Here is a 25,171-nt window from a genome sequence, read left to right as displayed (position 1 = left end):
TCCCGGCTCCCTGTCTACTACTCAAACTCAATCGTAGCCGGTGGTTTCCCCGTACAGTCATACATCACCCGGTTAACATGATCCACTTCATTCACAATCCGTGTCGTCACCTTAGCCAGCACTTCCCAAGGAAGCTGTGCCGCATCGGCTGTCATAAAGTCTGACGTATTCACTGCTCTCAAGGCAATCGCATAGTCATAGGTTCTTCCGTCTCCCATAACCCCCACTGATCTCATATTTGTCAGTGCTGCGAAATACTGTCCCAGGCCTTTATCCACTCCAGCCTTCGCAATCTCTTCTCTGTAGATTGCATCTGCTTCCTGTACAATTTTAACCTTTTCCGCAGTCACTTCTCCGATGATACGGATACCAAGCCCAGGTCCCGGGAATGGCTGTCTCATGACAAGGTATTCAGGAATGCCAAGTTCTCTTCCGGCCTGTCTCACCTCATCCTTGAACAGATCCCGGAGAGGTTCAATGATCTCCTTAAAATCTACATAGTCAGGAAGTCCTCCCACGTTATGATGGGATTTGATGGTGGCAGATTTGCCTACACCGCTCTCTACCACATCCGGATAAATGGTTCCCTGAACTAAGAAGTCCACAGTTCCGATTTTCTTTGCTTCTTCTTCAAAAACACGGATAAACTCTTCTCCGATGATCTTACGTTTCTGCTCTGGTTCTTCCACACCAGCCAGCTTTTCATAGAACCTATCCTGGACATTAACACGGATAAAGTTTAAGTCGTATGGTCCGTCCGGGCCGAAGACAGCTTCTACCTCATCTCCTTCGTTTTTGCGGAGAAGACCATGATCAACGAATACGCAGGTCAGCTGTTTTCCAACTGCTTTTGCAAGCATGACTGCTGCCACTGACGAATCCACACCGCCTGACAATGCACAGAGAACCTTTCCGTCTCCGACTTTTTCGCGGATGGACTGGATCATATCTTCTACAAAAGAATCCATGTTCCAATCCCCTTTGCAGCCACATACCTTATATAAGAAATTGTAGATCATTTCTTTTCCCTGTTCCGTGTGCATAACTTCTGGATGGAACTGGGTCGCATAAAACTTCTTGTCTTCATTTTCCATGGCAGCTACAGGACATACCGGGGTGAATGCCGTGACCTTGAAGCCTTCCGGTGCCTCCGCAATGTAGTCTGTATGGCTCATCCAGCAGACCGTCTTTTCACCTACACCGTCAAATAATTTTGATGTGTTATCTAAATCTACCTCTGTGTGGCCGTATTCGCTGACCGGCGCTGTCTCAACTTTTCCTCCCAGCACGTGAGCCATCAGCTGGGAGCCGTAGCAGATACCAAGGATCGGGATACCCAGCTCAAAAATCGCTTTTTCATAGGTAGCGGAATCTTCTCCGTAAACACTGTTTGGTCCTCCGGTAAAAATGATTCCTTTTGGATTATATTCTTTTATTTCTTCAAGAGAGGCTGTGTAAGGTTTGATCTCGCAGTATACGCTGCATTCCCTGACTCTCCTTGCAATTAACTGATTATACTGTCCCCCGAAATCAAGGACAAGAAATTTCTCGTGGTTCACGGGCGTTCCTCCTAATATTTCTATATGAATTTATAAAATAACCTATATTCTTATATATTATAAGGTAGACATGTTTTTTTTACAACTCAATTCTTCCCTGATCTCATTGATTTTGACAGCTTTTGGTGCTAGAATGATAAAAAAGTCGAATGGAATGGAGAAATTTATGAAATTATTAGAGGAACGCATCTTAAATGATGGCGTGTTAAAAGCTGGGGGAATCCTCAAGGTTGACAGTTTCTTAAACCACCAGATGGACATCGGGCTGCTGCAGGAAATTGGAAAAGAGTTCAGGAGATTATTTCCTAAAAATATCACACGGATTTTAACCATCGAGGCTTCCGGCATCGGCATCGCCACCATCGCCGCACAGTATTTTGACAATATCCCGGTGGTATTTGCCAAAAAATCTATGTCAAAAAACCTGGATGGAGATCTGCTGACCTCTAAGGTAATTTCTTATACAAAGGGCATGGAATTTGATATTTTTGTTGAAAAGAAGTTCTTGTCCCCGGATGACAATATTTTGATCATTGATGATTTCCTGGCCAATGGACAGGCCCTGAATGGACTGATTGATCTTGTCAATGGATCCGGAGCCAACCTGGTAGGCTGCGGAATCGTCATTGAAAAAGGCTTCCAAGACGGCGGTAAGATCATCCGCGATAAGGGTGTGCATCTGGAATCTCTTGCAATCGTGGAAGATCCAAAGGACGGGGAGATCACTTTCAGAGAACAATAAGGTTACATACATACCACTCTTATCAAAAAGAAAAGGCGTCCGCCGGATTAATGATATCATAATCTCCCGTGAACGCCTTTGTTCCCATCTCTCGTCTCTGTTTCTTGCTGATGGATAACAGCTTACTCTCTTTATTTTTGAATGAATTGTAAAAATCGGAACTCCCTAGTTTTTTTCTTCAAACCGGACCAGGCCAATATAGTATCTGGCTGAGTCATCCAGCAGAACCTTTACAGGGATCTCTTCTCTCTCCCCACAGTTGGACCAGATCAATGTTTCCTGTTCCTCATCGTACCCTGTGATTGTCACCCAGTGCCAGTTATCTTCCCTGAATTCCCTTCTGGAGTGCCTCCAGATCAACAGTGCGACGGGATGGCCGTGATAGAGCCCGTCTTTGATAAACTTAAGGCAGTCCTGTCTGTCTCTGGGTAAAAACATGCTTTTGGCGCAAAGCTCCCTGCCCTTGTGGGAAGCAAAGCTCAGAAAATCCTTTTTGAACTTTCCGATCAGAGGATACCCCATAAAGCCGGGTGTCATATAACTGTACATGCCTTCCATAAGTTCAAGATATGATTCGTAGGATATAGATTCGGGATCCTTGATCTTCCCGGAGAATAGTCCCTCACAGACGGCTATATTGGTGCCGGTGACGCTGCCGCATCCTGCCCGGCGCTGGAAAGTGCCTGGAAACCATTCCTGGTCGCCGCCGTAAGCCAAATATTTTCCGTCTTTATATATCTTCGGACACTTTAATTCCATCTTGCATCTCTCCTTTTCCCACTATAATAACTTTTTTTGTCAAGATATACAACCCTTGCTGCATAGACTATGTAAAAAGCCCCAGGTGTGTGTTATGAAACAATTAACAAAAAAGCAGCTGTTAAAACTCTGCATTGTATTCCCGATTCTGGTAAGCCTGCTATCAAGACTTTTGACACCCCGGATGGATGAGGTCTTCCGTCAGCTGAATAAACCTCCCTTCGTCCCGGCCCCATGGATCTTTTCTGTCGTATGGCTCATTCTCGATATTCTGCTGGGATTAAGCCTTTATACCCTGCTGGTGTCAGACATAACGGAGCAGGAAAAAAAGCAGGGGCTCAAGCTGTTCCTTGCCGTATCCTTCTTTCTGTTTTTCTGGCCGATCATTTTCTTTGAATACGGGCTGGTCTTTTTCTCCTTTGTGTGGATCCTGGCCTTGAACCTGCTTAACGCACTGATGTTTTATGTATACCGGAAATACAGCAAAAAAGCTGCTTTTCTTCTGATCCCGTATCTCGTCTGGTGTATGTTTGCGGCTCTGTTAAACCTTGGATTCCTGATCGTCAATTAACACTTTAAATCCCGCCGGATAAATACATACTTAGATTCCGAAGACAGGGACGGTTCATATTCATATCCATCCCAGTCAAAATCTTTGATATCTTCCGGCCGGTCAATCCTGTTCTTTACAATATGGCGGACCATCTGTCCTCTGGCCATCTTGGCCCACGCCACGATGGTCCGAAGTTTTCCGCCTCTCATGGTGAGGAATTCTACATCTACAAAATGATCAGGTCCTTCCAAATGCTTTCTCACAGTTTTTGCGTACTCTTCTGAAGCCAGATTGAGAATCACATCCTGTTTCCTGTAAAGCTCCTTGTAGATCTCATCTCCCCAGAACTGGTACAGATTTTTCCCTTCTACCTTTACCTTACATCCCATTTCCAGACGGTACGGATGGATGGCATCCGTTGGCCTCAGCACTCCGTACATCCCGCTTAAGACCCTTACATGCTTCTGTGCATATTTCATATCCCATCCGGTAAAATCTCCTGCCCCCACATTCTGGAATACCAGGCCGTCGTAGGTCATCAGAGCTGCGCTGCCGTCCCCAGTTTTAAAATCCTGTATATCTAAAAAAGCCTGCAGGGCGATCTTTTCATTTACCTTCATCAAGGATTCGATCTCCCAGGGCTTTAGTTTTTTCAATTCTTCATAAATCTGCTTTGTCTTTTCAAAAAAGACAGGATCTGTCAGATTCCTTCGTTTCTCTTTTCTGACTTTCATATTTTTTGCAGGTGAAATAATTGCTATCATAGTACTTCCTTGTGTTATAATGGGTTTCATGAAAGGCGGTGCATCATGAAACAGTTTATTCTTACGGTTTCTCTATCAATCTTCCTGATCACTTTTTCGGTTATATTTACGCTGAACTTCCGGCCTCTTTACTATTCTGACATAAATCTGCTGCACATCAGTCGGGAATCAGGGTTCTCTGAACAACGGATCAGAGAAAATTATGACCGGTTGATTGATTATAATTCTGTATTTTATAAAAAAGACCTGAAGTTTCCCTCTCTTCCTATGTCAAAGGAAGGAAAGATCCACTTTCAGGATGTCAAACGTATCTTTTCCGGCCTCCAATACGCCTGTTTGGTTTCTTTTATCATAATCCTTGTAGGTCTTTTATGGAAGCGGGAAAAAAAGGATTTTCGTTTTTTAAAGAAAGCATCCGTTATAGCCGCCCTGCTCCCTCTTATTTTCGGAGTCCTGATCTGGGCGGCCGGATGGGACAGGGCTTTCGTGGCATTTCACGAGCTTGCCTTTTCCAACGACTATTGGATCTTTGATGAGGCTTTTGACCCTGTCATCACCATCCTGCCGGATGCCTTCTTTCTTCACTGCGCCCTGCTGATGGCCGCAGTATTGATCCTGTTATGTGCCGCGTGCTTCCTTACAGGAAGGCATCTGTGCAATAAACAGAATTTTTAATAATATCTTCCCAGTGCGTCTGCTGCAATGATGGCTGCATATACATCCTCCGGTGTCACCTCAAACGGCATGTTGCCGAGAGTGTCATCCGGAGAACATGCAAGGCGTGCCACTTCCATGATCTGATCTTCTTTTACTTCTTTGATTCCCAGATCTGCAAGGGTCGTCGGAAGTTCTGCCTCCTGACAGAAACCAAGGACTTCCTGAATCTCATCCTGATCTGCCCCTTCCAGGACCAACTGTACCAGAGTTCCGAAGGCTACCTTTTCTCCATGGTATAACTCATGGGTTTCCGGGATCGCGGTCAGACCGTTGTGGATGGCATGTGCCCCTGCCAGGCCCCCGCTCTCAAATCCAATACCGGAAAGATAGGTGTTTGCCTCAATGATATGTTCCACTGCTTTTGTACAGATATTCTCACGGACAGCAAGTTTCGCGTCAATCCCCTCATCGATCAGGGTTTCATAACAAAGCTCTGCCAGAGCCATTGCCGCACGTGTGATCTTTCCTCCTACACAGTTGGATGCGTCGGACTGTTTACATGCTCTCGCCTCAAAATACGTTGCCAAAGCGTCTCCCATTCCTGCTACCAACAGGCGTTCCGGTGCTTTGCTGACGATGTCGGTGTCTACCAGCACCATATTCGGACTTGCAGGAAGGAACAGATATTTCTCAAATACACCTTCGTCAGAATAGATCACAGACAGTGCGCTGCACGGAGCGTCGGTAGATGCAATGGTCGGCACGATGATCACTGGCTTCTTCATGTAATAACCCACTGCCTTTGCAGTATCGTGGATCTTTCCGCCGCCGATTCCCACGATGACTTCGCTTCCTGCCTTCTTGCACATATCCATGACACGGTTGATCTCTGTCATGCAGCACTCTCCGTTAAATGCTTCATAAGTGATCTTGGCATCTTTCTGTCCTTCTGTGATGGAAGGTTCCACCCTTTTTCTTCCGGATGGGCTTGTCAGTACAAAAAGGTTGCTTCCGTAGTTTTCCGCATATGTACACAGGTTCTTGATCTCCCCTTTTCCCTGGATATAACGGCTTGGGCTTGCGATAATACTTGCCATAGTGATTTCCTCCTTGGATACTTTGATTCCTATGAATCGTTTGAAAGGTTAACTAGCATCAGTATCTTTACTATACCTTATCGTGCGTAGCACGTCCACCCGCAGGGTATAAAATACGGTGTGCCCTGTGGGTATACCTTATCGCGCGCAGCGCGTCCACCCGCAGGGTATGGAATACGGGATGCCCTTTTGGGTATACCATGAAGTTCTTTCGGAAATCCACCGTTGAATGTTAAAACTTTGTCAGAGAATCGCCAGAAATTACTTTTCCAGCATAAAATAATTATAGACAGGGCTGATGCTTTTCTGTTACTTTTATGTTATATTATTATTTAACATAATTATTACAAATACATTACAATCTCTTTACGAAGGAAAAATGATATGCTAAGCCGTAAAAAACTAAAAACAGAATCTGTCAAAAGAGCCGTTAAAAAGGCAAAACATCAGCCCCGCCATTTACGTGCGGCAGCACAAAATATGGCCCTTCGTCTGTCCATGCTTGCGGTTTTGGGGATCATCATTTTCTCCTGTGTCTTCATTTACAAAGATTATAAAAACAAGACACAGAAAGCAGCAGAAAAAGCGGAACAGGCCAACAAAGAAACTACATCTGAAGAAAAAACAGAGAACACCAAACAATGGTATGAGCACCGTGCCATCGCACATGCACTGGGCGAGATTGATGGAAAGGAATATACCAATTCCAAGGATGCTTTTTTAAACTCCTATCAGAAGGGCTTTAAGGTATTTGAAGTGGATCTGATGCAGACCACTGATCATGTCATGGTCGCCAGACATTACTGGGGGAAAGATTTAAGTGATCCGAAAAGCAAAGGCGGCAGTCCTGTATCTTATTCTCAATTTAAAAAGATTAAGCTGTACGGAAAATATACCTCAGTGTCATTAAAAGAACTTTTTGAACTGATGGACCAATATCCTGACACTTACATAATGACCGATACAAAAGACAGCGATGCTGCCGCTGCAAAAGATGACTTTTCCGTTATCGTACGGACTGCTAGAGATATGAAGAAGGAATATCTTCTTGACCGGGTCATCGTACAGATCTACAATCAGCCCATGTATCATGCCATTCAACAGGTTCATGCCTTCCGCCACGTTGTATATACCACTTACAAGCAGACGGATGTAGCGTTCAGCAAAATGATACGGTTCTGTAAAGCTAACGGAATTGAAGCCGTCACCGTTCCTTCCAGCAGTGTCAATGATTTTAGGATGGAATTATTAAATAAAGCCGGCATTTATTCATTTACCCACACAGTCAACAGTGTCTATGAAACCAGGGAATATATGAAGCTTGGAGTCTATGGTGTCTATACCGATTTTTTGACGAATACAGAAGTAGACCTGTGCTCACTAAACCTGAAAAAGCAGGAATTTCTCAATCGGTTCTTTAACAAACACTAAAAATACGGGACAGTCCCATGATGACGTCCCGTATTTTTTGTTACCGCTATATTCCATCCCTTTTCTATAACAGGGATTTATAAATTCCAATAATATCTTCTAAGCTTGCGTCTTTTGGATTTCCCGGCGCACATGCATCTGCCGCCGCGGATTCTGAGAGAAACTGGATGTCCTCTTCCTTTACAATCTCTTTCAGATCCTGCGGTATTCCAACGTCCACAGAAAGCTGTCTCACTGCGTCTACAGCAGCTTTTCTGTATTCTTCCTGGTTCATCTCTTCTGTGCCTTCCACTCCCATGGCTTTGGCGATGTACATATATTTATCTCCCGTGGCGTCTGCATTGTATTCCATGACAGCCGGGAGAAGGATCGCATTGGCAACACCGTGGGGGGTGTCATAGACTGCTCCAAGAGAATGGGCCATTGAGTGTACAATGCCAAGTCCTACGTTGGAAAATCCCATACCTGCCACGTACTGTCCAAGGGCCATTCCCTCACGTCCCTCGTCTGTATTTTCCACTGCGCCTCTCAGGTGCTTTGCGATCAGCTCAATCGCTTTTAGGTGGAACATATCAGTCATTTCCCAGGCATCTTTTGTAGTGTATCCCTCTATGGCATGAGTCAGGGCATCCATTCCTGTGGCTGCTGTCAGCCCCTTCGGCATGGAGGACATCATGTCCGGATCGATCACAGCGATAACCGGAATATCATGTGTATCTACGCAGACGAACTTTCTCTTCTTTTCTACGTCGGTGATCACATAGTTGATGGTGACCTCTGCTGCAGTTCCCGCAGTCGTGGGGACAGCGATGATCGGCACCGAAGGATTCTTTGTAGGAGCCACACCTTCGAGGCTTCTGACATCTTCAAACTCCGGATTAGCAATGATGATTCCAATGGCCTTGGAGGTATCCATAGATGAACCACCGCCGATGGCGATCAGATAATCTGCTCCGGATGCCTTAAAAGCCTCAACCCCGGTCTGTACATTTTCGATCGTTGGATTCGGCTTGATATTGGAATAGACCTCATAGCCGTACCCTGCCTGATCAAGTACATCAGTCACCTTCTTTGTCACACCGAACTTTACAAGGTCCGGGTCAGAACAGATAAAAGCTTTCTGGAACCCTCTGGCCCCCACTTCTGCCGCAATCTCATTGATCGCGCCCTTTCCATGATAAGATGTTTCATTTAATACGATACGCTTTGCCATAGCAACCTCCTTAACATACCACTGGTCATTTGTCTCTTTAATGCCAGTTTAGCTTCCACGAGGCTGCCGGACAAGTGACAGATTCCGCAGAGTGTCAAAAATGTGACAGTCTCAAAAAAGTGTAACCTAAAGGTCCTTTAACAGCTTGGCTAGCTCCGGCGGCAGAGCTCGAATCAGAAGGTCTGCCATCTCCCCGGTGCTCCGTTTCATTCCCTGGGTGACCCACTGGACTGTCATATAAATGGAACCGCGGCAGTACATCTCAAGAAGAAACCGGATGTCTGGAGAGATTTCCTTTTGTATCTTCTTTTTTATAATGTCTGTATAAAACCGATAGATAAATTCATAGTCGTGCTGAAGCAGTGAATTGTGGTCCTCTGACTTGAAGGCCGCAGTAAAGAAATGCCGCTCTCCCTTGATGAACTCAAACTTTTTGATCAGCCCTTCCTTCAGAGTCAGGCTCACTCCCATCTGCTTGAACGACACAATGGCCAGCTTGTCAAAATACCAGTTCACCAAATCATATTTGTCTTTAAAATTCCTGTAAAATGTCTGTCTCGTAAGGCCGCACCGCTCCACAATCTGTTTTACCGTGATCCGGTCCACAGCTGTCTCTGCCATCAGATCTTTGACGGCTTCTGCCAGTTTATATTTTGTCCTCTCGGAAGCATCCATCTGAATTCACCTCTGTTCCTTTTCGTTTCTTTTATTATAACATGGCAGCTGCCCTGCCAGAAACCCTTGCCTTCAATATCACAAATGCCTGGATGAAAATAAGCTTAACTGGGCTTGCACACAGCTTTCCGTCTTTCGGTCATTTACTCTGTCGTATGCATCCAGCTCACTGCAAAGCAGAGATGCCCAGGGACTGTATTTATCCATTTTCTGCTTTACGTCCATTTCACTTTTGTTGGCATAACAATAGACACATCCGTTGGGGCAGGTGTCATAGGCCCCAATATCAATACTGGCAGCACATCCACACTCCGGTCTCTGGTTTTTATCTTTATCCACAGAAATGTCCATTCCTATGACCTTTTCCACAAGCCTGTAGTCCACACAGGAACCGGGACGGATTCCAAAGCGGGAAAGGTTGTACCTTTGGGTATACTTTTCCGCGCAGGTGACGATCTCCATACCGTGTTTTCGAGCCGCCTTTCCTGATGCCTCAGCGAAAGAAACAATCTCTTCTTCCGTTAGAGTTCTTACCCCCATATGCGCAAGCTTCTTTTGAATCTTCCGGTAAAGATCAAGAAAACTTATGACGACCCGGTCCGTATACCCTTCCAGAGCCGCCGCCATCTCTTCAAATTTATGGATATGCCATTCTAAAGAATACTGCTCACTAATCAAGACCGGATCGTAGCGCCAAATGTTTCGATCTTTTCCAATCTGCCGGGAGAGTTCTTGAAACAAAGGAATCATCCATTTCGTCTTATCCGGGATCCCCGGTTCCATTTCCACGCCGTATCCGTTTAGAGTAAACTGAAAATAAAATGGGTAATCCTTTAATTCTTTCAAGTGCTCCATAAAATTTCTAGGATTCTTAGTCCAAAAAACAATACAGTCCACGGTCTCCCTGTTCAATGCGATCCGGCTCACCTGTTTTGGGTTTACTGGATTTCTCACAAGCACAAATCCTTCCTTCAGCCGGTTTAAAAACCACTCCCCGTAAAATGCAGGGATATCTGTACGCCTGCTTACACTGAGAATCATGGAAGCCACCTCCTTTTAGGCATAGTATATCACGGTCTGGACAAGAACCTGACACATTAATGAAAAAATTAGAATTTCTATTGACACCCCTAACTGTAACTGTTATGATTACAATATAAACTGTAACTCAAATAAATACATATTTGACGGACAGAGGGGGATCAACATATGAATAGCGAATTTACAATAGCAGTCCATGCACTGGTTTTTTTAAACCATAAAAGAGAGAGCGTATCCAGCGACAAGCTGGCGGCCAATATCTGTACGAATCCGGCCAGAGTGCGCAAGATCATGGGAAAGCTGAAAAAGAACGGACTCATTTCTACCAAAGAAGGCGTGGTGGGAGGATATTTATTTGACCTGGATCCATCCAAAGTAACTTTGAAAGACATCAGCAGTGCTCTGGATGTACAGTTTGTTTCATCCTCATGGCGCAGCGGCGACAGCAACCTGCCCTGCCTGGTAGCTTCCGGCATGGCAGGCATCATGGATGACATTTACGGAAAACTAGATGATCTGTGCAGGGACTATTTAAAACAGGTAACCATCGAGACCATTGATCAGAAGATTTTTGGCCCATCCACAGTAAAGGAGAATAAAGTATGAAAAAATATGACGCAGTGATCATTGGTTTTGGAAAAGGCGGAAAGACATTGGCAGGAACATTGGCGGCCAGCGGAAAGAAAACAGCACTCATTGAGAAGGATAACAAAATGTACGGAGGAACCTGCATCAACGTGGGCTGTATCCCTTCTAAGTCTTTTGTAACAAGTGCAGCTTTTTCTGCCAAACTTGATTCTTCCTTTGAAGAAAAGGCAAAGCTTTATAAAGAAGCCGTGGCAAAGAAAACAAAACTTACGGATGCACTCAGGAATAAAAATTACCATAAGGTCGCTGACCTTGAAAATGCAGATGTCTATAACGGTGAGGCATCCTTTGTGGACAGCCGCCATGTAAAAGTAGTCCTGCAGGATGAGACGATAGAACTGGAGGCAGAACAGATCTTTATTAACACCGGGGCAAGTCCCTTTATTCCGCCGATCGAAGGCCTGTCTGACAGCAGCCATGTTTACATCAGCGAGACTATGCTCTCCCTGGATGAGCTGCCAAGACAGCTGGTCATCATCGGAGGCGGGTATATTGGCATGGAGTTTGCATCCATTTACCGGAATTTCGGTTCTGAAGTGACGGTCATCCAGGACGGCGGTGTGTTTCTTCCGAGAGAAGACCGGGATATTGCAGACGCTGTCGCTGCAAGCCTAAAAGAGCGCGGTGTAAAACTTCTGCTTTCTACTAAGATCAATTCAGTTCACGACAGCGACCAAAAGGCCGTTGTATCTGTGGAAACACCGGACGGTCCAAAGGAAATCTCAGCGGATGCTGTTTTAATCGCCACAGGCCGCCGTCCCAATGTAAAAGGCCTGAATCTGGACGCCGCAGGCGTTGAACTGACTCCAAGAAATGCAGTTAAAACAGATGAATTCCTACAGACAACAGCTCCAGGCATCTATGCCATGGGAGATGTAGTGGGTGGTCTTCAGTTTACTTATATATCATTGGATGATTTTCGTATCGTAAAATCACAGATCCTTGGCGACAAAGAACGCACCATTAATAACCGGGGTGCCGTGCCGTACAGCGTCTTTTTAGATCCACCATTTTCCAGAGTAGGCTTGAGTGAGACAGAAGCTGTACAGCAGGGTTATGAGATCAAAATTACAAAACTCCCTGCAGCCGCAATCCCGAAAGCCAATGTGCTCGGACAGACAACTGGGCTTCTGAAAGCTGTGATCGATGCCAAAACCAACCAGATTCTGGGCGCACATCTTTTCTGCGCCGAATCTCATGAAATGATTAACCTGATCAAGCTCGCCATGGATGCCCATCTTTCGTACACTGTACTGAGAGATACCATTTATACGCATCCGACCATGAGTGAGGCATTCAACGACTTATTTAATATCTAGGAGAATTTATGCAGTATTTGATTTCATTTTTAGAAGGAATCGTAACCTTCATTTCACCGTGTCTTCTGCCGATGCTCCCCATCTACATCTCGTATTTCGCAGGTGAGGCCACAGACCGGCCGAGACACAGGGCTCTTTCCAATGCCATAACATTTGTAGCCGGGTTTACCCTCGTATTCATCCTTCTGGGTGCCTTCGCAGGCACTCTTGGAAGTCTGCTGACCTCGCATAAAACCATTGTAAACATTGTTACTGGGCTGGTCGTGATTGTTTTTGGGCTGAATTTTATTGGAGTTTTTAACATAGGCTTGTTAAACAAGACAAAACGCAGCCAGATGGAAGTGAAAAAACATTCTCTTGCCTCATCGTTTTTATTCGGCATTGTGTTTTCCATCGGATGGACACCGTGTGTAGGTGCATTCCTGGGTTCCGCCCTGATGATGGCATCCCAGCAGGGTTCCGCGGCCAAGGGCATCCTTATGCTGTTCGTCTACTCTATGGGCCTCGGTATCCCGTTCATCATCAGCGCCGTTATCATTGAGCGTCTCATGACCGCCTTCGGGTGGATCAAAGCACACTACGGCATTATTACAAAAATATCCGGTATTCTGCTTATTATCGTGGGCTTCATGATGATGTTTGGAATGATGGACCGCTTTTTATCAATCTTGACATTTTAGGAGGAATCTATGAAACAAAGAACAAAACTGATCGGGATCATCGTCATACTTATCCTACTTTTAGCCGGAGCTTTTATCCTTTACCAGAACCTCAGCAAAAAATATACGGCAAATGTATCAACTGAGGAGACTTCTTCCGATGAAGATACCGAAAAACAAGAGGCTGTCACAGCGCCAGATTTCACTGCCGAAAATGCCAAGGGAAAATCCGTCAGCTTTTTTTCTCTGACTGGCAAGAAACCCATTGTCTTAAACTTCTGGGCCAGCTGGTGTCCTCCGTGCAAACAAGAGATGCCGGGCTTTGAGGCCATGTATAAGAAATATTCTGACAAAGTTGATTTTTTTATGGTAAACATGACAGACGGCGCAAGGGAAACCAAGAAAAAAGCTTCCTCCTTTATCAAAAACCAGGGATATACCTTCCCTGTTTACTATGATACCGAACAGGAAGCCGCCTATAACTATCAGGCCGAGTCCCTGCCCACAACTTATTTTGTCAACCGGGACGGAGAGATCGTCTCCGGGGCAAGAGGTGCCATGGAGGAAAGTACTTTGGAATCAGAGATTAAAAAACTGATTAAGGAATAATAAAAAGGAGAGAAGCTGCCCGTTGTCAGTTTCTCTCCTTTCCCTATTCTAAATAATTACCTTACAGCCCATGGCTTCTCCCAGCAGCTTGATCTCATCCAGGAAAATACAGTGTTTGATCTCTTTTTTCAACACCTGCTCCTGAAAATCCAGGAAATCAATCCAGCGTACAGACTCCACTTCCTCTTTCTGCAGACGGAATTCTCCTTCTGCAAGTTCCGTCTCATATACATAAATTGCACTCAGCTCATGGTTGTGAAATGGCCTTCCATGAAAAACATCCTTAACCACGGAATCCCTCATTCCTATGAGTTTAAGTTCTTCAGGCTCTGCCGTCACTCCCAACTCCTCGTAAAGTTCCCGCACCGCAGTGTCCAGATAATCATCTCCCGCAGCCATATGACCGGCAGAGGACACATCATAGTATCCCGGAAATGCATCTTTTTGGGCGCTGCGCTTCTGGAGCAGGACATCAAGGCCGTCCTTTTTCCGACGCACCAGCCAGATATGGGAAGTCCCATGCAGATCCCCGCTCCTGTGCACAATGGACCTCTCCTTGACCACTCCGGTTCTTTCCCCGTCTGAGGTGAGGATGTCAAAAAGCTCCATATCTTTGCCGTTTAAACATGCCTGCTTCAGCCGGTCCCCTTCATACACGAGCTTCAGGGAAAAGAAGGGTTCCTTCTCGGCCAGCAAATGAAAAAAGATCTTGTCACCTTCCCATAAGTTCAGGTTCATAATCTCCTTCTTATCCACCCATTCTAAAATACCTTCATTGCAAGAGATCATATCCCCTTCAAATCCATCGGCCGTAAACAGACTGATATATTCCATAGGCCAGTCATCGCAAAGAAAGGTAAGAATCCCCCTGAATTGAAAGGAGGTAAGCTTAAGTCCCGTTTCTTCCCTCACTTCTCTTAACAGACAGTCCTCAGGGCTCTCCCCATATTCAAAATGTCCGCCTACACCGATCCACTTGTCTTTGTTCACATCATGCTTTTTCACTGTCCGGTGCAGCATCAGATATTGATCATCCTGTTCTATATAACATAGTGTTGAAAATTTAATCTGGCTCATCTTTCATCCATCCTGTTTTAAATACTTAGATACAACGGAATTCCGCTCCGTTTCCTAATTCCCAGTAACCTGCTTTTCCTGTTCCCAGCTCAAAATGAAGCTTGGCGATACCCATATCGATCTCCTCAAAACCATTATTTACTTCCACGCAGGCTCTCAGCTTCCCATCCTGCCAAAGAAATTCTACGGGCTGTCTATTCATAGCGGAAGGCGCCTTTACCACAGCCTCCATTCCCTTCATGATCCAGTCTGGTACCTTCTCATCCGCTTTAAGCATCTGTTCTGCTTTTTTTCCCTTTTTCTTAACAAAGGATGAGATCATCTTTTCTTTGGTCCTTTTATCTGTTTCCACATATCCTATGGTGATGACCGCCTCCAGGCTCTCATCCCGCTCCAGACTGCATACACAGCTCTCCTTTTTGTATGTACCTCCGACCCAGCACGTCCCAAGACCGGCAGCCGTAGCCAGCAGCACCAGCTTCTCACCAAAATAGCCCAGTTTCTCCTTCAGGTCCGGATCATCCTTTTTCCCAGCCATCGCAATAAAACCATGAACATTTTTGAACATGCCATAGCTCATTTTTATTTTTGATATGTTGCCCTCATCTGTGATGAGCTGCAAATGAAGTCCCTGTTCCGTGTTGATCTCCCGAATCATCTGAAACAAGGGCTTGGCGTCTTTTTCCCTTAGGTATTCCGGAAGATAGGTTCTTCTAGAACATCTCTGGTTTATCGCTTCTCTTGTATTCATTTCTGCCTCCTTATGTTCGCTCTGATCAAATCATAGCTCTCCCCAATCATCCGTTTTATATCTTCGTCCGGTACGGAACCGTCAAGGATGATGGAATTCCAATACTTTTTATTCATATGATAGGCCGGCACAATAGAATCGTAAGTCTCTCTCCATACCAAGATCCACTCCGGATCACACTTTATATTGACCCAAATATGCCCTTCCCGTTCAAAGATAAAAGCAAATGTCTTTTTATTTGCCTCATGCCGCATCAGCGTCCAGTTGCTGTCATGAAACGGATAGTCCTCGTAAACCTGCTTCAGGGACTTGCAAAATTCAATCACTTCTTTTCTTGTCCGCATACCCCGGTCTCCTTTCCGTAGTCTTTTTATTATAACACTGATCTCTGGTTTTTGCCCAGAAAAAGAGGAAACAGACAGCGGTCTGCTGTCTGTTTGGTAAGTTTTTAATATCTCTGGATCATAAATGCGTTTGTCTGAGGAGGGATACTGGCAGTCATAAAATCAGCATGCTCTACGCGCACCCGGTCGCCCTGCCTTAAGTCCCGCAGCCGGATCCTGCTGCCCCAGCGGTCTAGGAGCGCAGTGTCTTCTGTGACCACAAAACGGATCTGACTCTCAGGCTTTCCTGGTACTCCTGTATATAGAAAATTATTGTGTAGATCAACCGCAGCCACTCTTCCGTCAGTGACCGCTATTCCACAGGGGCTGCTCTTTACAATAATCCTATAGGCTCTGGTCTGAGGCGGGATACTTCTTGTCATCGACACAGAGATCCATGCGTCAATTCTCATACCTTCCCTCAGATCCCTGGAAGTGATTCTTTTCCCGTCATTGCATTGAATTAATGTATGGTCATCTGCGATCAATATGACAACGGACTGTTTCTTCTTACTTTGTGGAAGAAAGCACACTGTTTTCACATAATCCACAGTCCCGGCCCGCATGATATGTTCTATCGTGCCGCCCTGGATCTTTATGCTTTCTTCCTGATCAGGATCCCATATATTTTCACAAAAGCTCATGCTAATACGATTCCTTTTTCTTTTATATTATGCAAAAATATAAAATTGTGAAATTATTTACTGTATTTTCCTGAGAAGTGCTTCTTCAGAAATACTTTTGCACTTTTTTGATCCTGTATGTTTAATTTTGCATCTGTAAAATACTCTATGGCATCCTTCCAGTCCTTCATACTGAACTTATCTGCGTCTACTTTGTCCAGAATCCGGCTGATCTCTCTGTTTTTTGTCCCATCCCGGAGTTCCGAAAGATATGCACATCCACTTTTTTCTGCTAAAAAATCTAACAGTTGCTGTTCTGCCATACTTTATATCCTCCCATCCTCTGCTCACATATATTATTGTACAAAAAGTACGCCTGGTGATTAAAGCAGACTTTTTTCCAAACATATGCTATAATTTGTTGCAAAAGCGGAATTCCTCGGAATTCTGGGCTTTTTTATAGATTGTTATGTAATTTATTCGCCGTGGAAAAAAGTCTACGTTTTTCACCAGGCACAGATACTAGTACAGGTGTCAGACCGTAATCTGGGATGCCCATTTTTTAAAGGTATTATGATCTACCTCAAGCCTTCTTGCCGCCTCTCGAAGACTGATTTTTTTCTTTTTCCATTTTTCGTAAATTTCTAAGAAATCTTCTGGCACATCTTTGGCAGGACGTCCAAAGCGCACACCCTTTGCTTTTGCCGCCGTAATGCCTTCTCTTTGCCTTTGTTTGATGTTTTCCCGTTCTGTCTGGGCCACATAAGAAAGAATCTGCAGGACCAGATCCGCGATAAACGTTCCGGTCAGGTCTTTATCCTTTTTTCTAGTGTCCAGTAACGGAAAATCCACAACAACAATATCTGCTTTTTTCTTTTTAGTTATAATCCTCCACTGTTCAATGATCTCTGTGTAATCCCTGCCCAGACGGTCAATGGATTTGATATACAGAACATCACCGGCTCTCATCCTTTTAACCATCCGCTTGTAATTAGGCCGGTTAAAGTCTTTGCCAGAAAGCTTATCAATGAACAGATTGTTTTTGGGTATCTTCAGCTTTTCCATGACGACCATCTGCCGATCAATATTCTGGTCTCTGGCAGACACCCTGACATAGCCAAAAATACGCTGTTTTCTTGGTTCCATAGTTTCATTCCCTCCTGTGATTTCTAAGATTATAAATCCACTCCTATAAAGTATCACACGGAAGGCTTGATTTTATGAGTTATGATAAAATCAAGTGTTGAGATATGACTTGTATACCGTATCAAAAATATGCTGTTTCATATACTCAAAATCTTCCGGAGAAGACTTGGAGGGATATGTCATATTCTTCAGCAGCAGAGGCTCGTGGCCCTTCTGCAGATCCGGCTGTATATAATCAAAATCGTTGAGATAGAACCCGGACCTTTCATAAAATCCGATCCTCCGCTTTGCAAGCTCTGTTACCGGCGCTTCTACTTCAAGAAATACCGTTTTCCCCACAGACTGTAAATAATCTTTCAACAGTCTGCCTCCCAGGCCGTTTCCCCTCAAAGAAGAGTCCACCGCAAAATGTTCGATAAAATCAAAGGTCTCAAATACCCACACAGCCAAAAGACCGTGCACCTCCTCTTCCTTTTTTGCAGTGTAAAGCTGATATCCTGGATGTCCCAGCAGACTTCTCTGGCCTGTCTCATTTCTTATCTCGCTTGGAGGAAATGCCTCCGTCATTAACCTATAGACTTTAGAAAAATCTCTGCTGCCCGTTCTTTCCCACTTATATTGATGTTCCAATTTTAAACCTCCTGTTTCAACCTGATCTTAATGTCTTTTTCTCCACTTTGCGTAGAGATGATAGTTCTTCTGCCTATTCTTTGGAATAACGCGGATCCGCCTGGTACATTTTTTATTTGTGAACCAGCCTTTGAACCTGTATCCTTTTCTTACCGGATTTTTGAGTGTCACTTTCGTTTTAAAGTAACGGATCAAGTTACCGGCTGAGTTTTTGCCCCTTTTTAAATGATAATGAATGGAATTCCCTATCCGTGCAGGGCTGTATGACCCATAGACCCTGCTTCCCATGGAGTCATATCTGTAACCCCTGACTTTTACATAATAGCCTTTGTTAGACTGAAGTCCTGTCAATGTCTTGGCAGCGGCTTTGGTCCTCACTGTTTTGTCTTTGGATGAAAAGTCACGCCCTCTGGAGCAGACAATCTCATATCCTGAAATATGGCTAAGCCTTGAGTAATTCACTGTTAACTTCCCTGAAACCGGATTTCTTAAGGAAGTAATGGCAGGCCTTGAAACTTTTATTTTGCTCCACTTTGCGTAAGCAGTATAATTCTTCTTCATCTCTATGGAACGCAGAGGAATCCTAAACCTCTTGTCTGCATACCAGCCCCTAAATTCATATCCCCTTCTATAAGGTTTTTTAAGAGAAAACCCAGCCTTTGTAAACGAAGCGGGATTATTTTTGCTGTTCGTTCCTCCGTTTAGGACATAGAATATTTGATAGTGTCTCTGAAGAACGGTGATTCGGCAGGAAGCTTGTTTTGACCCGTCACTCAAAGCTTTGACTGTCAGATCAGCCTGCCCTGGCTTTCGGGCAGTGACATTCCCATATGCGTCCACACTTGCAACCTCTGCATTGGACGATGTCCAGTCCACAGCATAAATATCCTGTGCAGCCACCGGCATAAATACTGCCTTTAGAGAAGTCTTTTCCCCCGGATATAATGAAACAGAGGCGGGATTTACTTTTAGTGAATCCAGTCCTGCCCGCAGCACGGCGGAAAAACAGCTCCCATTATCCTGTATGATAAAATAATATCCTTTTTCCGTTTTCGCATGAATGGAATCAATTCTTTTACATACCAGATACTCCCCGGTCTTGGTTTTTCCTTTATCCTGCCGGATCTCAAGCAGTATCCCTGGATCAAAGCTGTCCGCCATGATCTTTTTTCCGCTTAAAAGGCTCAATGACACGTCCGTACCGGTCCTTGTTATCTTCCCTGCCTGGATATTCCCATTGACCACAAAATCCCGGCATATGGATATGAGATTTAGCGTCTGGATATTCCAGATTCCCTGACCCACGGTTACTGTATGGCCGGCATCAGATGAAACTGAGCACAAATCCCATCCGTCAGCCGTACCGATCGTGCCACCGTTTAACTCCAGCTTCCCTTTCTGTCCGGAGTCTTTTACACTTCCAAAGGAGCCGTCTGCAATCTGAAGAATATCAGCGCCCTCATAGAGAATGTCTGGTTTTCCTTTTATTTTAACGTTATTTAAAAATGCGGCATATGTATCTTTGATCTTTATAGGTTCTAGCGAAACACTTTCTTCAAAGTCCAGGCAGATATCCTGAAACACCGTATGAGATGTAAGAATTAATGATTTTGAAAACGCCAGCCCGCCGTTTCCATTTCCCTTTATATAAATCCTTTTTGAACCAATTGTTAAGTCTCCCGGCACAGAGACTGTACCTTTTACTAGGATATCGACACTGTCCTTCGGGATTGTCTCTGCCCTATCCAATGCCCTCTCCATTGTACGGCAGGCACTTGTCTCAGCCTCTCCGTCATTATCATCATTTCCTTGAACCCCGTCAACATAAATCTTTCCTCGGTCTCGGTCTGTGTCTGATGCCGGACATACCTCTAAATCCCTATTTTCAGAACCCAGCACCTGTTTTGAAAAAAGTGGTGAAACCAACAGCGCTGCTGACAACAGTACCCAGGTCAATCCCTGCATTATTCTTTTATTCATACAAATCCCCATTCCCGCAAAAACGCGACATATTGTCCCCCGACAAGTTCTTTAAAATCAAAAAATATACCTACCTGTTTACTTTTATTTTATTACAAAATCAATCAAATTTATACAGCTGTTTGTAATTAGAATATGATCATCATTGTTTGGGATACTAAAGAAGTAACAAATATTAAAGGAGGCATTACAATGGCAAATTTATCTATGTTAGATTTACAAAATCTCAGGCACTTAATCGGCGGCTTTGATACTACACATTGCAAAATGCAGGCTTATGCCGAAGCAGCAACGGATCCTTCCGTAAAAAAATATTTTAAGGATTCCGCTCAGTCAGCACTGGACAGCAAACAAAAATTAATGCAGTTCTTAAAGTAAGGAGGAGACAAAATGTTAGATGAAAAAACAATGGTAGCGGATACCCTCGCAAGCGTAAACGGCGAATTAACACGCTACGGAGAAATGATCGCACAGTCAGAAAACCCAGAATTAAAACAGACATTAAAACAGATGAGAAATCAGTGTGAGATGTCCCAGGAAGATCTTTATCAAATCGCAAGGGACCATCACTATTATGTTCCAGCAGCACCTGCTACAAAGGAAGAAGTTGAACACGTGAAATCCCTGTTCCCTCAGGATAAAATGTTTTAATTAATTGATCAAAAAAAGAGGTGTCCAAGAAATAAATTTTTGGACATCTTTTTTTTCTTTAGATAACATTCCAGGCTCTGTCCCCATTCGGCCTATCTCTGCATATACTGAATATAACATTAATAAGAAAAAGCAGGTGATAATTTTGAGACCCGTCTCCAACCAGTCTGAGCTGCTTGACGCTGTGGCCTCCGAAGAACCCCAGGTCCAGGCTGTCTCGGCTTTCACTGTTTCCACCCAGATCATGATTCACCATTCCATGACGCTTAGCGGTTTGTCCGGTGATAAGCCCCTCTCTCTTTATAAAGACGCTTCCTTCCCTTCCTCTATGTTTCATGTGGCCGAAGGAGGCAGTCTCACCCTTCAAGACATCACACTGGACGGCCAAAAAAAGCTTCATTCTTGTAAAGATCCAGCGAACAGACCCTTAATTTTAGTCTCCGGGGGCACACTGCGCCTGAAATCCGGTGCGGTTCTTCAAGACAATGTTTCCTATACAGAGGGCGGCGGAGTCTGTTTCTCCTGGAACAGCTCCCATGCAAATGAATTTCTCATGACAGACAATGCGCAGATCTGCGGCTGTTCTTCCAGGATCTGCGGCGGAGCTGTCATGGCCGCCGCCGGACATCCCAAAGATTATTTCTCCATCCAAGGCAGTTCATTGATCGCTCACAACACGGCGGCACACGGTGCGGGGATTTATCTGCGTTCCTACAAAAAACAAATCGGCAGTACTTTGACCATTTCTGGCTCAGCCTCCATAGAGAACAACACGGCCCTCGGTTTCGGCGGAGGCATTAATTTCTCGGGATTCCGGGAAGATCAGGGCTCTGCCTCTGCCCTCACTGTTTCAGGGAAGGTCCGCATTTCAAAGAATTCTGCTTCTTACGGAGGCGGTATCTTCTTTCATGCCTCCAACGATGAGGACCAGCTGGATATTTTAGACGGTGCCATATTTCATGAGAATAGTGCACAGGAAAACGGAGGCGGCCTCTGTCTAGTATCCGACACAGGCGCCTCCGTCACACTGTCAACAAGTTCTGTATGTAAAAACAACTCCGGCCGAAAAGGCGGCGGACTATTTTTCAGAAATACCTCCGTGGACGCACCCATCCGTCTGGCACTGATGAACGCCGTAATAACAAGTAACCAGGCATCTTCCTGCGGAGGAGGCATTGCTTTCCTTACCGGAAGGAGTGAATTTTTCTTCCATGTCACAGACAGCAGGATCTCCGGAAACAGTTCGGCTTCTGACGGAGCAGGTATTTTCCTGAGATCATACGGCACCGGTTCTATGAATGTGTCCCAGACTGACCTCTCCCAGAATACCTCTGGAAAATACGGCGGCGGACTGTCCTTCCATTCAGAGGCTGAAGACAAGACCAACAGCCTCTCGCTGTCCTCCACCATCTTTCAGCATAACCAGGCAGAATCAGGCGGGGGATTGTTCCTGCATTCGGAGAAAGGATCTTTGGATACAAATCTATTCGACTGTATTGTGGAGGAGAATACTGCCCTCTCTGAAAATGGCGGCGGTATCTTGTCAAAGGGCCCTGACAATATTGTAAGCTTGAGAGGTACTACCGTGATTTCCCAGAACCTTGCCATGAAAGAAGGTACTGGTGTTTATCTAGGAAATGGCAGTTCTCTGGTCCTTGATGGAGGACAGAACCTTTATGACAGCATCTTCCTCCAAGATAAATCTTCACTGCTCTATCTGCAGACCGCCCTTCACCCCAACGCCTGCATCCACCTGGAGGCCTCTGGGTATATTGCCCCTGACAAACAAAAAGCCCCGGTCACCATCGGTGCCTCTGTCTCTGGATATTTTGGACTGCAACCCTCGGACGTCGAAAAATTTCGTATGCCTTCCCATGGATTCCATGGCTGGGAATTCAGTCTGAACTCCGACCGCACACTGATTCTTCTGGCACCCGCGCATTATAAAATCCGTTATGAAAACCTGATGGGCGCAGGCAACCCCAATCCAGTATCATATACAGCCGATTCTCCTGACCTGGTTTTGAATCCTCCCGGAAATCTTCCAGGCACTTCCTTTCTTGGATGGTATGATGATCCATTCAACGGTGAACAGATCGAGATCATCCCTCACGGAAGCACAGAACACCACACCCTCTATGCCAGATGGAAGCCTGAAACTACAGGGTCCAATACAGTAAGCACCTCCAGAAAACGTTTCCCTTTATCCCTGTTAAAGCGTAACTCTTAGAATGATCTGTTTACAAAAGGGAGTAAATCAAAATACGATTTACTCCCTTTTATATTGTTGTTTATTCTCTGTAAATTGTGTATCCGTTTTTCCCTCTCTGTTTTGTCTCGTAGAGAGCCGCATCCGCATTTTTGTATAGTGACACAAAGTCCATACCGTCCCTAGGCGCAATGGAGATACCGATGCTCACTGACATCTTCCAGCTGGACACTCCATCTGTGAAGGTTCTGTCCAGGTCAGCGGCTATGTTTTCTGCCTTAGCCTCCACAGATCCCATGTCCTCCACCGGGATAAAAGCCGCAAATTCATCGCCGCCAATCCGGCCCAGAATATCATTCTCACGGAAATGTCTGCGTATGACTGTGGTAAATTCTTTAATGGCCATATCGCCAAAAACATGCCCATACTGGTCATTTGCCTGCTTAAAATTATCAATATCAAAAATGAAGAATGAATACTTTGCATCTTTATTTTGCGTAAGAAGCTTTTCTATGCACCGCTCGGTGGCCTTTCTTGTATGAAAACCCGTCATCTCGTCGGTCTCCGCCATCTTTGTCATCTGCAGAGCCCTGCGCTTATCCTCATCTATGTTCTTTCGGTAAGTGAACATATGGATACACCGGTCTTCTGAAGATAAAAATGTATAGGCATCGATCCTCATCCAATAGTACTGAGATCCGTCCTCCGATATCATAAAATCATACTGAAGATGATAATTTCCTTTTCCATACTCTCTCAGAACATTTTCCGGGGTGAAGGTATTGACATAACCTTCCCTAAATTCCTCTTTGATCTGTTTTTCGGCGATCACTCTAAGCCCCTGGTCATAGGGTATGTCTCCTGCTCCCAGGCTCTCAAAATACCGCTCGGTACTTTTTCCTGCCGGGCAGTTCTTTGAGATATTCAGCTCATAGATATTTTCATAAAGCTGTTCCGTCACATTTTTAAACAGTGTCTGTTTTTCGTTCATCAAATGGGTCAACTGTTTATTAAAGTTCTTAATCACCGATGTAATGATAAATAAAACGGCTAGAATGATAAGCACGATCATAAGCACAGATCGATAAATCTCCTGCTTCATGTCATCGATCAGCCTGCCTGTCTTCTGTTCTATGATCAGATGCCAGGACAGTTCCGGTATATACCGGGTGGAAATAAAGCTTTTTCCACTGCCGTCCGTAGACTGTCCAGTCCAGATGTTCAGATCCGAATTCTCTTTTTTCCAGCTGAGAATCTCTTTTCTGTTTACTTCATCTCCGCACTCTTTAAACCAATCCTTTTTTTCATAGCCTGTGTATGCAGTTGAGATCTGAATCATCCCTTCATCGTCAATGAAATAAGCTTCCATGTCGGACTCTTTTTCATACTTCTGAAGAATCTTTTTGAGAGAATCCACCCTCATTCCCACACCAACTACGCCAATGACGTTTCCGCTTATGTCTTTTATTTTACAGTTGATAAAAACAGTGATCTTATTATCCGCACCTTTGACCTGGTCATTATCAACCTTTAAGGTATATTCACGTTTACTTTCCAGCACATCATAATACCATTGGTCTTCCGGATCACTCTTATAAAGCGTCCGATCAAGCCCGTTAAAATTATAATAGTGCCTTGACGCTGCAGAGACTAAAAAAACAGAGTCATAGTGATACTTCTCCTGATAAGCCCGCAGATACTCTCTTGTCCTTTTTTCATAGCTGCTACCTGTCCTGGAGGCCTCTTCTGACAGATGTTCTGTCAATAAGCTGTCGTGTGCCATAGTCAATGAGACATCCACCGGTTTTGCAAAGAGAGCTCTCATCTGATAATAAATACCCTCTGACGTAAGAGCCGATACCTGTTCAATATTGTCCAGAGATGCCTTATAATTGGCCTTATAGCTGAATATAGAAGTAAGCAGAAAGCCGATGATCAAAATAATACTGACCGCGGCATTGGTCTTCAGCAGCTTAGTATTCTTCATGCAGGCTT

27 protein-coding genes are annotated in these 25,171 nt (G+C 44.7%); 11 read left to right on the top strand and 16 right to left on the bottom strand.

From position 1 onward, the window contains the following. Window positions 1–17: 17 nt before the first annotated feature. Complete coding sequence (gene guaA / locus AR1Y2_RS00980; RefSeq protein WP_137327285.1) at window positions 18–1,559, bottom strand: glutamine-hydrolyzing GMP synthase; 1,542 nt, start codon at window positions 1,557–1,559, stop codon at window positions 18–20. 166 nt (window positions 1,560–1,725) lie between these two features. On the opposite strand from guaA, the gene AR1Y2_RS00975 reads away from it, so the two are divergent. Then, entirely contained in the window at window positions 1,726–2,301 is a 576-nt protein-coding gene (locus AR1Y2_RS00975; RefSeq protein WP_137327284.1) for a xanthine phosphoribosyltransferase, read from the top strand. A 165-nt stretch (window positions 2,302–2,466) separates the two neighbouring features. Here AR1Y2_RS00975 and AR1Y2_RS00970 read toward each other — a convergent pair whose 3' ends face one another. Continuing rightward, a complete protein-coding gene (locus AR1Y2_RS00970) occupies window positions 2,467–3,060 on the bottom strand; it encodes a hypothetical protein (RefSeq protein WP_137327283.1) in 594 nt (197 codons plus the stop codon). 94 nt (window positions 3,061–3,154) lie between these two features. On the opposite strand from AR1Y2_RS00970, the gene AR1Y2_RS00965 reads away from it, so the two are divergent. Further along, complete coding sequence (locus AR1Y2_RS00965; protein ID WP_137327282.1) at window positions 3,155–3,631, top strand: TspO/MBR family protein; 477 nt, start codon at window positions 3,155–3,157, stop codon at window positions 3,629–3,631. Here the strand turns inward: AR1Y2_RS00965 and yaaA are convergent. Next, a complete protein-coding gene (gene yaaA / locus AR1Y2_RS00960; RefSeq protein WP_175403552.1) occupies window positions 3,628–4,377 on the bottom strand; it encodes a peroxide stress protein YaaA in 750 nt (249 codons plus the stop codon). The genes AR1Y2_RS00965 and yaaA overlap by 4 nt on opposite strands. Window positions 4,378–4,422: 45 nt before the next feature. Between yaaA and AR1Y2_RS00955 the strand changes: the two genes are divergently transcribed. Continuing rightward, window positions 4,423–5,052 carry a TIGR01906 family membrane protein gene (locus AR1Y2_RS00955; RefSeq protein ID WP_137327280.1) on the top strand — a complete coding sequence of 210 codons (630 nt, stop codon included), beginning with the start codon at window positions 4,423–4,425 and terminating at the stop codon, window positions 5,050–5,052. Here the strand turns inward: AR1Y2_RS00955 and AR1Y2_RS00950 are convergent. Next, window positions 5,049–6,131 carry a glycerol dehydrogenase gene (locus tag AR1Y2_RS00950; RefSeq protein ID WP_137327279.1) on the bottom strand — a complete coding sequence of 361 codons (1,083 nt, stop codon included), beginning with the start codon at window positions 6,129–6,131 and terminating at the stop codon, window positions 5,049–5,051. The genes AR1Y2_RS00955 and AR1Y2_RS00950 overlap by 4 nt on opposite strands. Before the next feature lie 384 nt (window positions 6,132–6,515). On the opposite strand from AR1Y2_RS00950, the gene AR1Y2_RS00945 reads away from it, so the two are divergent. Continuing rightward, a complete protein-coding gene (locus AR1Y2_RS00945) occupies window positions 6,516–7,562 on the top strand; it encodes a phosphatidylinositol-specific phospholipase C/glycerophosphodiester phosphodiesterase family protein (RefSeq protein ID WP_137327278.1) in 1,047 nt (348 codons plus the stop codon). Between the two features lie 64 nt (window positions 7,563–7,626). Here AR1Y2_RS00945 and fucO read toward each other — a convergent pair whose 3' ends face one another. From fucO to AR1Y2_RS00930, 3 genes are all read right to left on the bottom strand, one after another. Then, window positions 7,627–8,775: a lactaldehyde reductase gene (fucO, locus tag AR1Y2_RS00940; RefSeq protein WP_137327277.1), complete on the bottom strand. Its 1,149-nt coding sequence runs from the start codon at window positions 8,773–8,775 to the stop codon at window positions 7,627–7,629. 126 nt (window positions 8,776–8,901) lie between these two features. Beyond that, window positions 8,902–9,450 (bottom strand): TetR/AcrR family transcriptional regulator C-terminal domain-containing protein, encoded by a 549-nt coding sequence (locus tag AR1Y2_RS00935; RefSeq protein ID WP_137327276.1) that lies wholly within the window; start codon window positions 9,448–9,450, stop codon window positions 8,902–8,904. Window positions 9,451–9,528: 78 nt separating this feature from the next. Beyond that, on the bottom strand, window positions 9,529–10,491 hold the full coding sequence (locus AR1Y2_RS00930; protein ID WP_137327275.1) for a DUF1848 domain-containing protein: 963 nt from the start codon (window positions 10,489–10,491) through the stop codon (window positions 9,529–9,531). 168 nt (window positions 10,492–10,659) lie between these two features. On the opposite strand from AR1Y2_RS00930, the gene AR1Y2_RS00925 reads away from it, so the two are divergent. The 4 genes from AR1Y2_RS00925 to AR1Y2_RS00910 are packed head-to-tail and all read left to right on the top strand — an operon-like array spanning window position 10,660 to window position 13,726. Then, window positions 10,660–11,097: an RrF2 family transcriptional regulator gene (locus AR1Y2_RS00925; RefSeq protein ID WP_137327274.1), complete on the top strand. Its 438-nt coding sequence runs from the start codon at window positions 10,660–10,662 to the stop codon at window positions 11,095–11,097. Continuing rightward, window positions 11,094–12,458, top strand: coding sequence for an FAD-dependent oxidoreductase (locus AR1Y2_RS00920; protein WP_137327273.1), 1,365 nt, complete (start codon window positions 11,094–11,096; stop codon window positions 12,456–12,458). Before AR1Y2_RS00925 ends, AR1Y2_RS00920 begins: the two co-directional genes overlap by 4 nt. An 8-nt stretch (window positions 12,459–12,466) precedes the next feature. After that, window positions 12,467–13,138, top strand: coding sequence for a cytochrome c biogenesis CcdA family protein (locus AR1Y2_RS00915; protein ID WP_137327272.1), 672 nt, complete (start codon window positions 12,467–12,469; stop codon window positions 13,136–13,138). A 9-nt stretch (window positions 13,139–13,147) separates the two neighbouring features. Continuing rightward, window positions 13,148–13,726: a TlpA family protein disulfide reductase gene (locus tag AR1Y2_RS00910; RefSeq protein WP_137327271.1), complete on the top strand. Its 579-nt coding sequence runs from the start codon at window positions 13,148–13,150 to the stop codon at window positions 13,724–13,726. Between the two features lie 48 nt (window positions 13,727–13,774). Here the strand turns inward: AR1Y2_RS00910 and AR1Y2_RS00905 are convergent, their stop codons facing one another. The 8 genes from AR1Y2_RS00905 to AR1Y2_RS00870 form a co-directional block, all read right to left on the bottom strand. Continuing rightward, window positions 13,775–14,803, bottom strand: coding sequence for an NUDIX domain-containing protein (locus AR1Y2_RS00905; protein ID WP_137327270.1), 1,029 nt, complete (start codon window positions 14,801–14,803; stop codon window positions 13,775–13,777). 25 nt (window positions 14,804–14,828) lie between these two features. Next, window positions 14,829–15,554, bottom strand: coding sequence for a nitroreductase family protein (locus tag AR1Y2_RS00900; protein ID WP_137327269.1), 726 nt, complete (start codon window positions 15,552–15,554; stop codon window positions 14,829–14,831). After that, entirely contained in the window at window positions 15,551–15,898 is a 348-nt protein-coding gene (locus AR1Y2_RS00895) for an MmcQ/YjbR family DNA-binding protein (protein ID WP_137327268.1), read from the bottom strand. The genes AR1Y2_RS00900 and AR1Y2_RS00895 overlap by 4 nt, the downstream gene beginning before the upstream one ends. 104 nt (window positions 15,899–16,002) lie before the next feature. Beyond that, entirely contained in the window at window positions 16,003–16,581 is a 579-nt protein-coding gene (locus tag AR1Y2_RS00890; RefSeq protein ID WP_137327267.1) for a hypothetical protein, read from the bottom strand. A 53-nt stretch (window positions 16,582–16,634) separates the two neighbouring features. Continuing rightward, on the bottom strand, window positions 16,635–16,883 hold the full coding sequence (locus AR1Y2_RS00885) for a hypothetical protein (RefSeq protein WP_137327266.1): 249 nt from the start codon (window positions 16,881–16,883) through the stop codon (window positions 16,635–16,637). A gap of 211 nt (window positions 16,884–17,094) precedes the next feature. Next, window positions 17,095–17,706 (bottom strand): recombinase family protein, encoded by a 612-nt coding sequence (locus AR1Y2_RS00880; protein ID WP_137327265.1) that lies wholly within the window; start codon window positions 17,704–17,706, stop codon window positions 17,095–17,097. 90 nt (window positions 17,707–17,796) lie between these two features. Further along, window positions 17,797–18,336 (bottom strand): GNAT family N-acetyltransferase, encoded by a 540-nt coding sequence (locus AR1Y2_RS00875; RefSeq protein ID WP_137327264.1) that lies wholly within the window; start codon window positions 18,334–18,336, stop codon window positions 17,797–17,799. A gap of 27 nt (window positions 18,337–18,363) precedes the next feature. After that, on the bottom strand, window positions 18,364–20,316 hold the full coding sequence (locus AR1Y2_RS00870; RefSeq protein ID WP_175403551.1) for an InlB B-repeat-containing protein: 1,953 nt from the start codon (window positions 20,314–20,316) through the stop codon (window positions 18,364–18,366). A gap of 192 nt (window positions 20,317–20,508) precedes the next feature. Here AR1Y2_RS00870 and AR1Y2_RS00865 point away from each other — a divergent pair, with 192 nt between their 5' ends. The 3 genes from AR1Y2_RS00865 (at window position 20,509) to AR1Y2_RS00855 (ending at window position 23,197) form a co-directional block, all read left to right on the top strand. Further along, entirely contained in the window at window positions 20,509–20,694 is a 186-nt protein-coding gene (locus tag AR1Y2_RS00865) for a hypothetical protein (RefSeq protein WP_137327262.1), read from the top strand. A gap of 12 nt (window positions 20,695–20,706) precedes the next feature. Beyond that, entirely contained in the window at window positions 20,707–20,967 is a 261-nt protein-coding gene (locus AR1Y2_RS00860; RefSeq protein WP_137327261.1) for a spore coat protein, read from the top strand. Window positions 20,968–21,103: 136 nt separating this feature from the next. Further along, window positions 21,104–23,197, top strand: coding sequence for a hypothetical protein (locus AR1Y2_RS00855; RefSeq protein ID WP_137327260.1), 2,094 nt, complete (start codon window positions 21,104–21,106; stop codon window positions 23,195–23,197). A gap of 61 nt (window positions 23,198–23,258) precedes the next feature. Here the strand turns inward: AR1Y2_RS00855 and AR1Y2_RS00850 are convergent, their stop codons facing one another. Beyond that, window positions 23,259–25,163 (bottom strand): sensor domain-containing diguanylate cyclase, encoded by a 1,905-nt coding sequence (locus AR1Y2_RS00850; RefSeq protein WP_137327259.1) that lies wholly within the window; start codon window positions 25,161–25,163, stop codon window positions 23,259–23,261. Between the last annotated feature and the right edge of the window lie 8 nt (window positions 25,164–25,171).

The sequence above is a fragment of the Anaerostipes rhamnosivorans genome (assembly GCF_005280655.1).
GTDB classification, from domain to species: domain Bacteria; phylum Bacillota; class Clostridia; order Lachnospirales; family Lachnospiraceae; genus Anaerostipes; species Anaerostipes rhamnosivorans.
The sequence above is the reverse complement of the archived record's forward strand: the minus strand, read 5'-3'. Positions and strand labels throughout refer to the sequence as shown.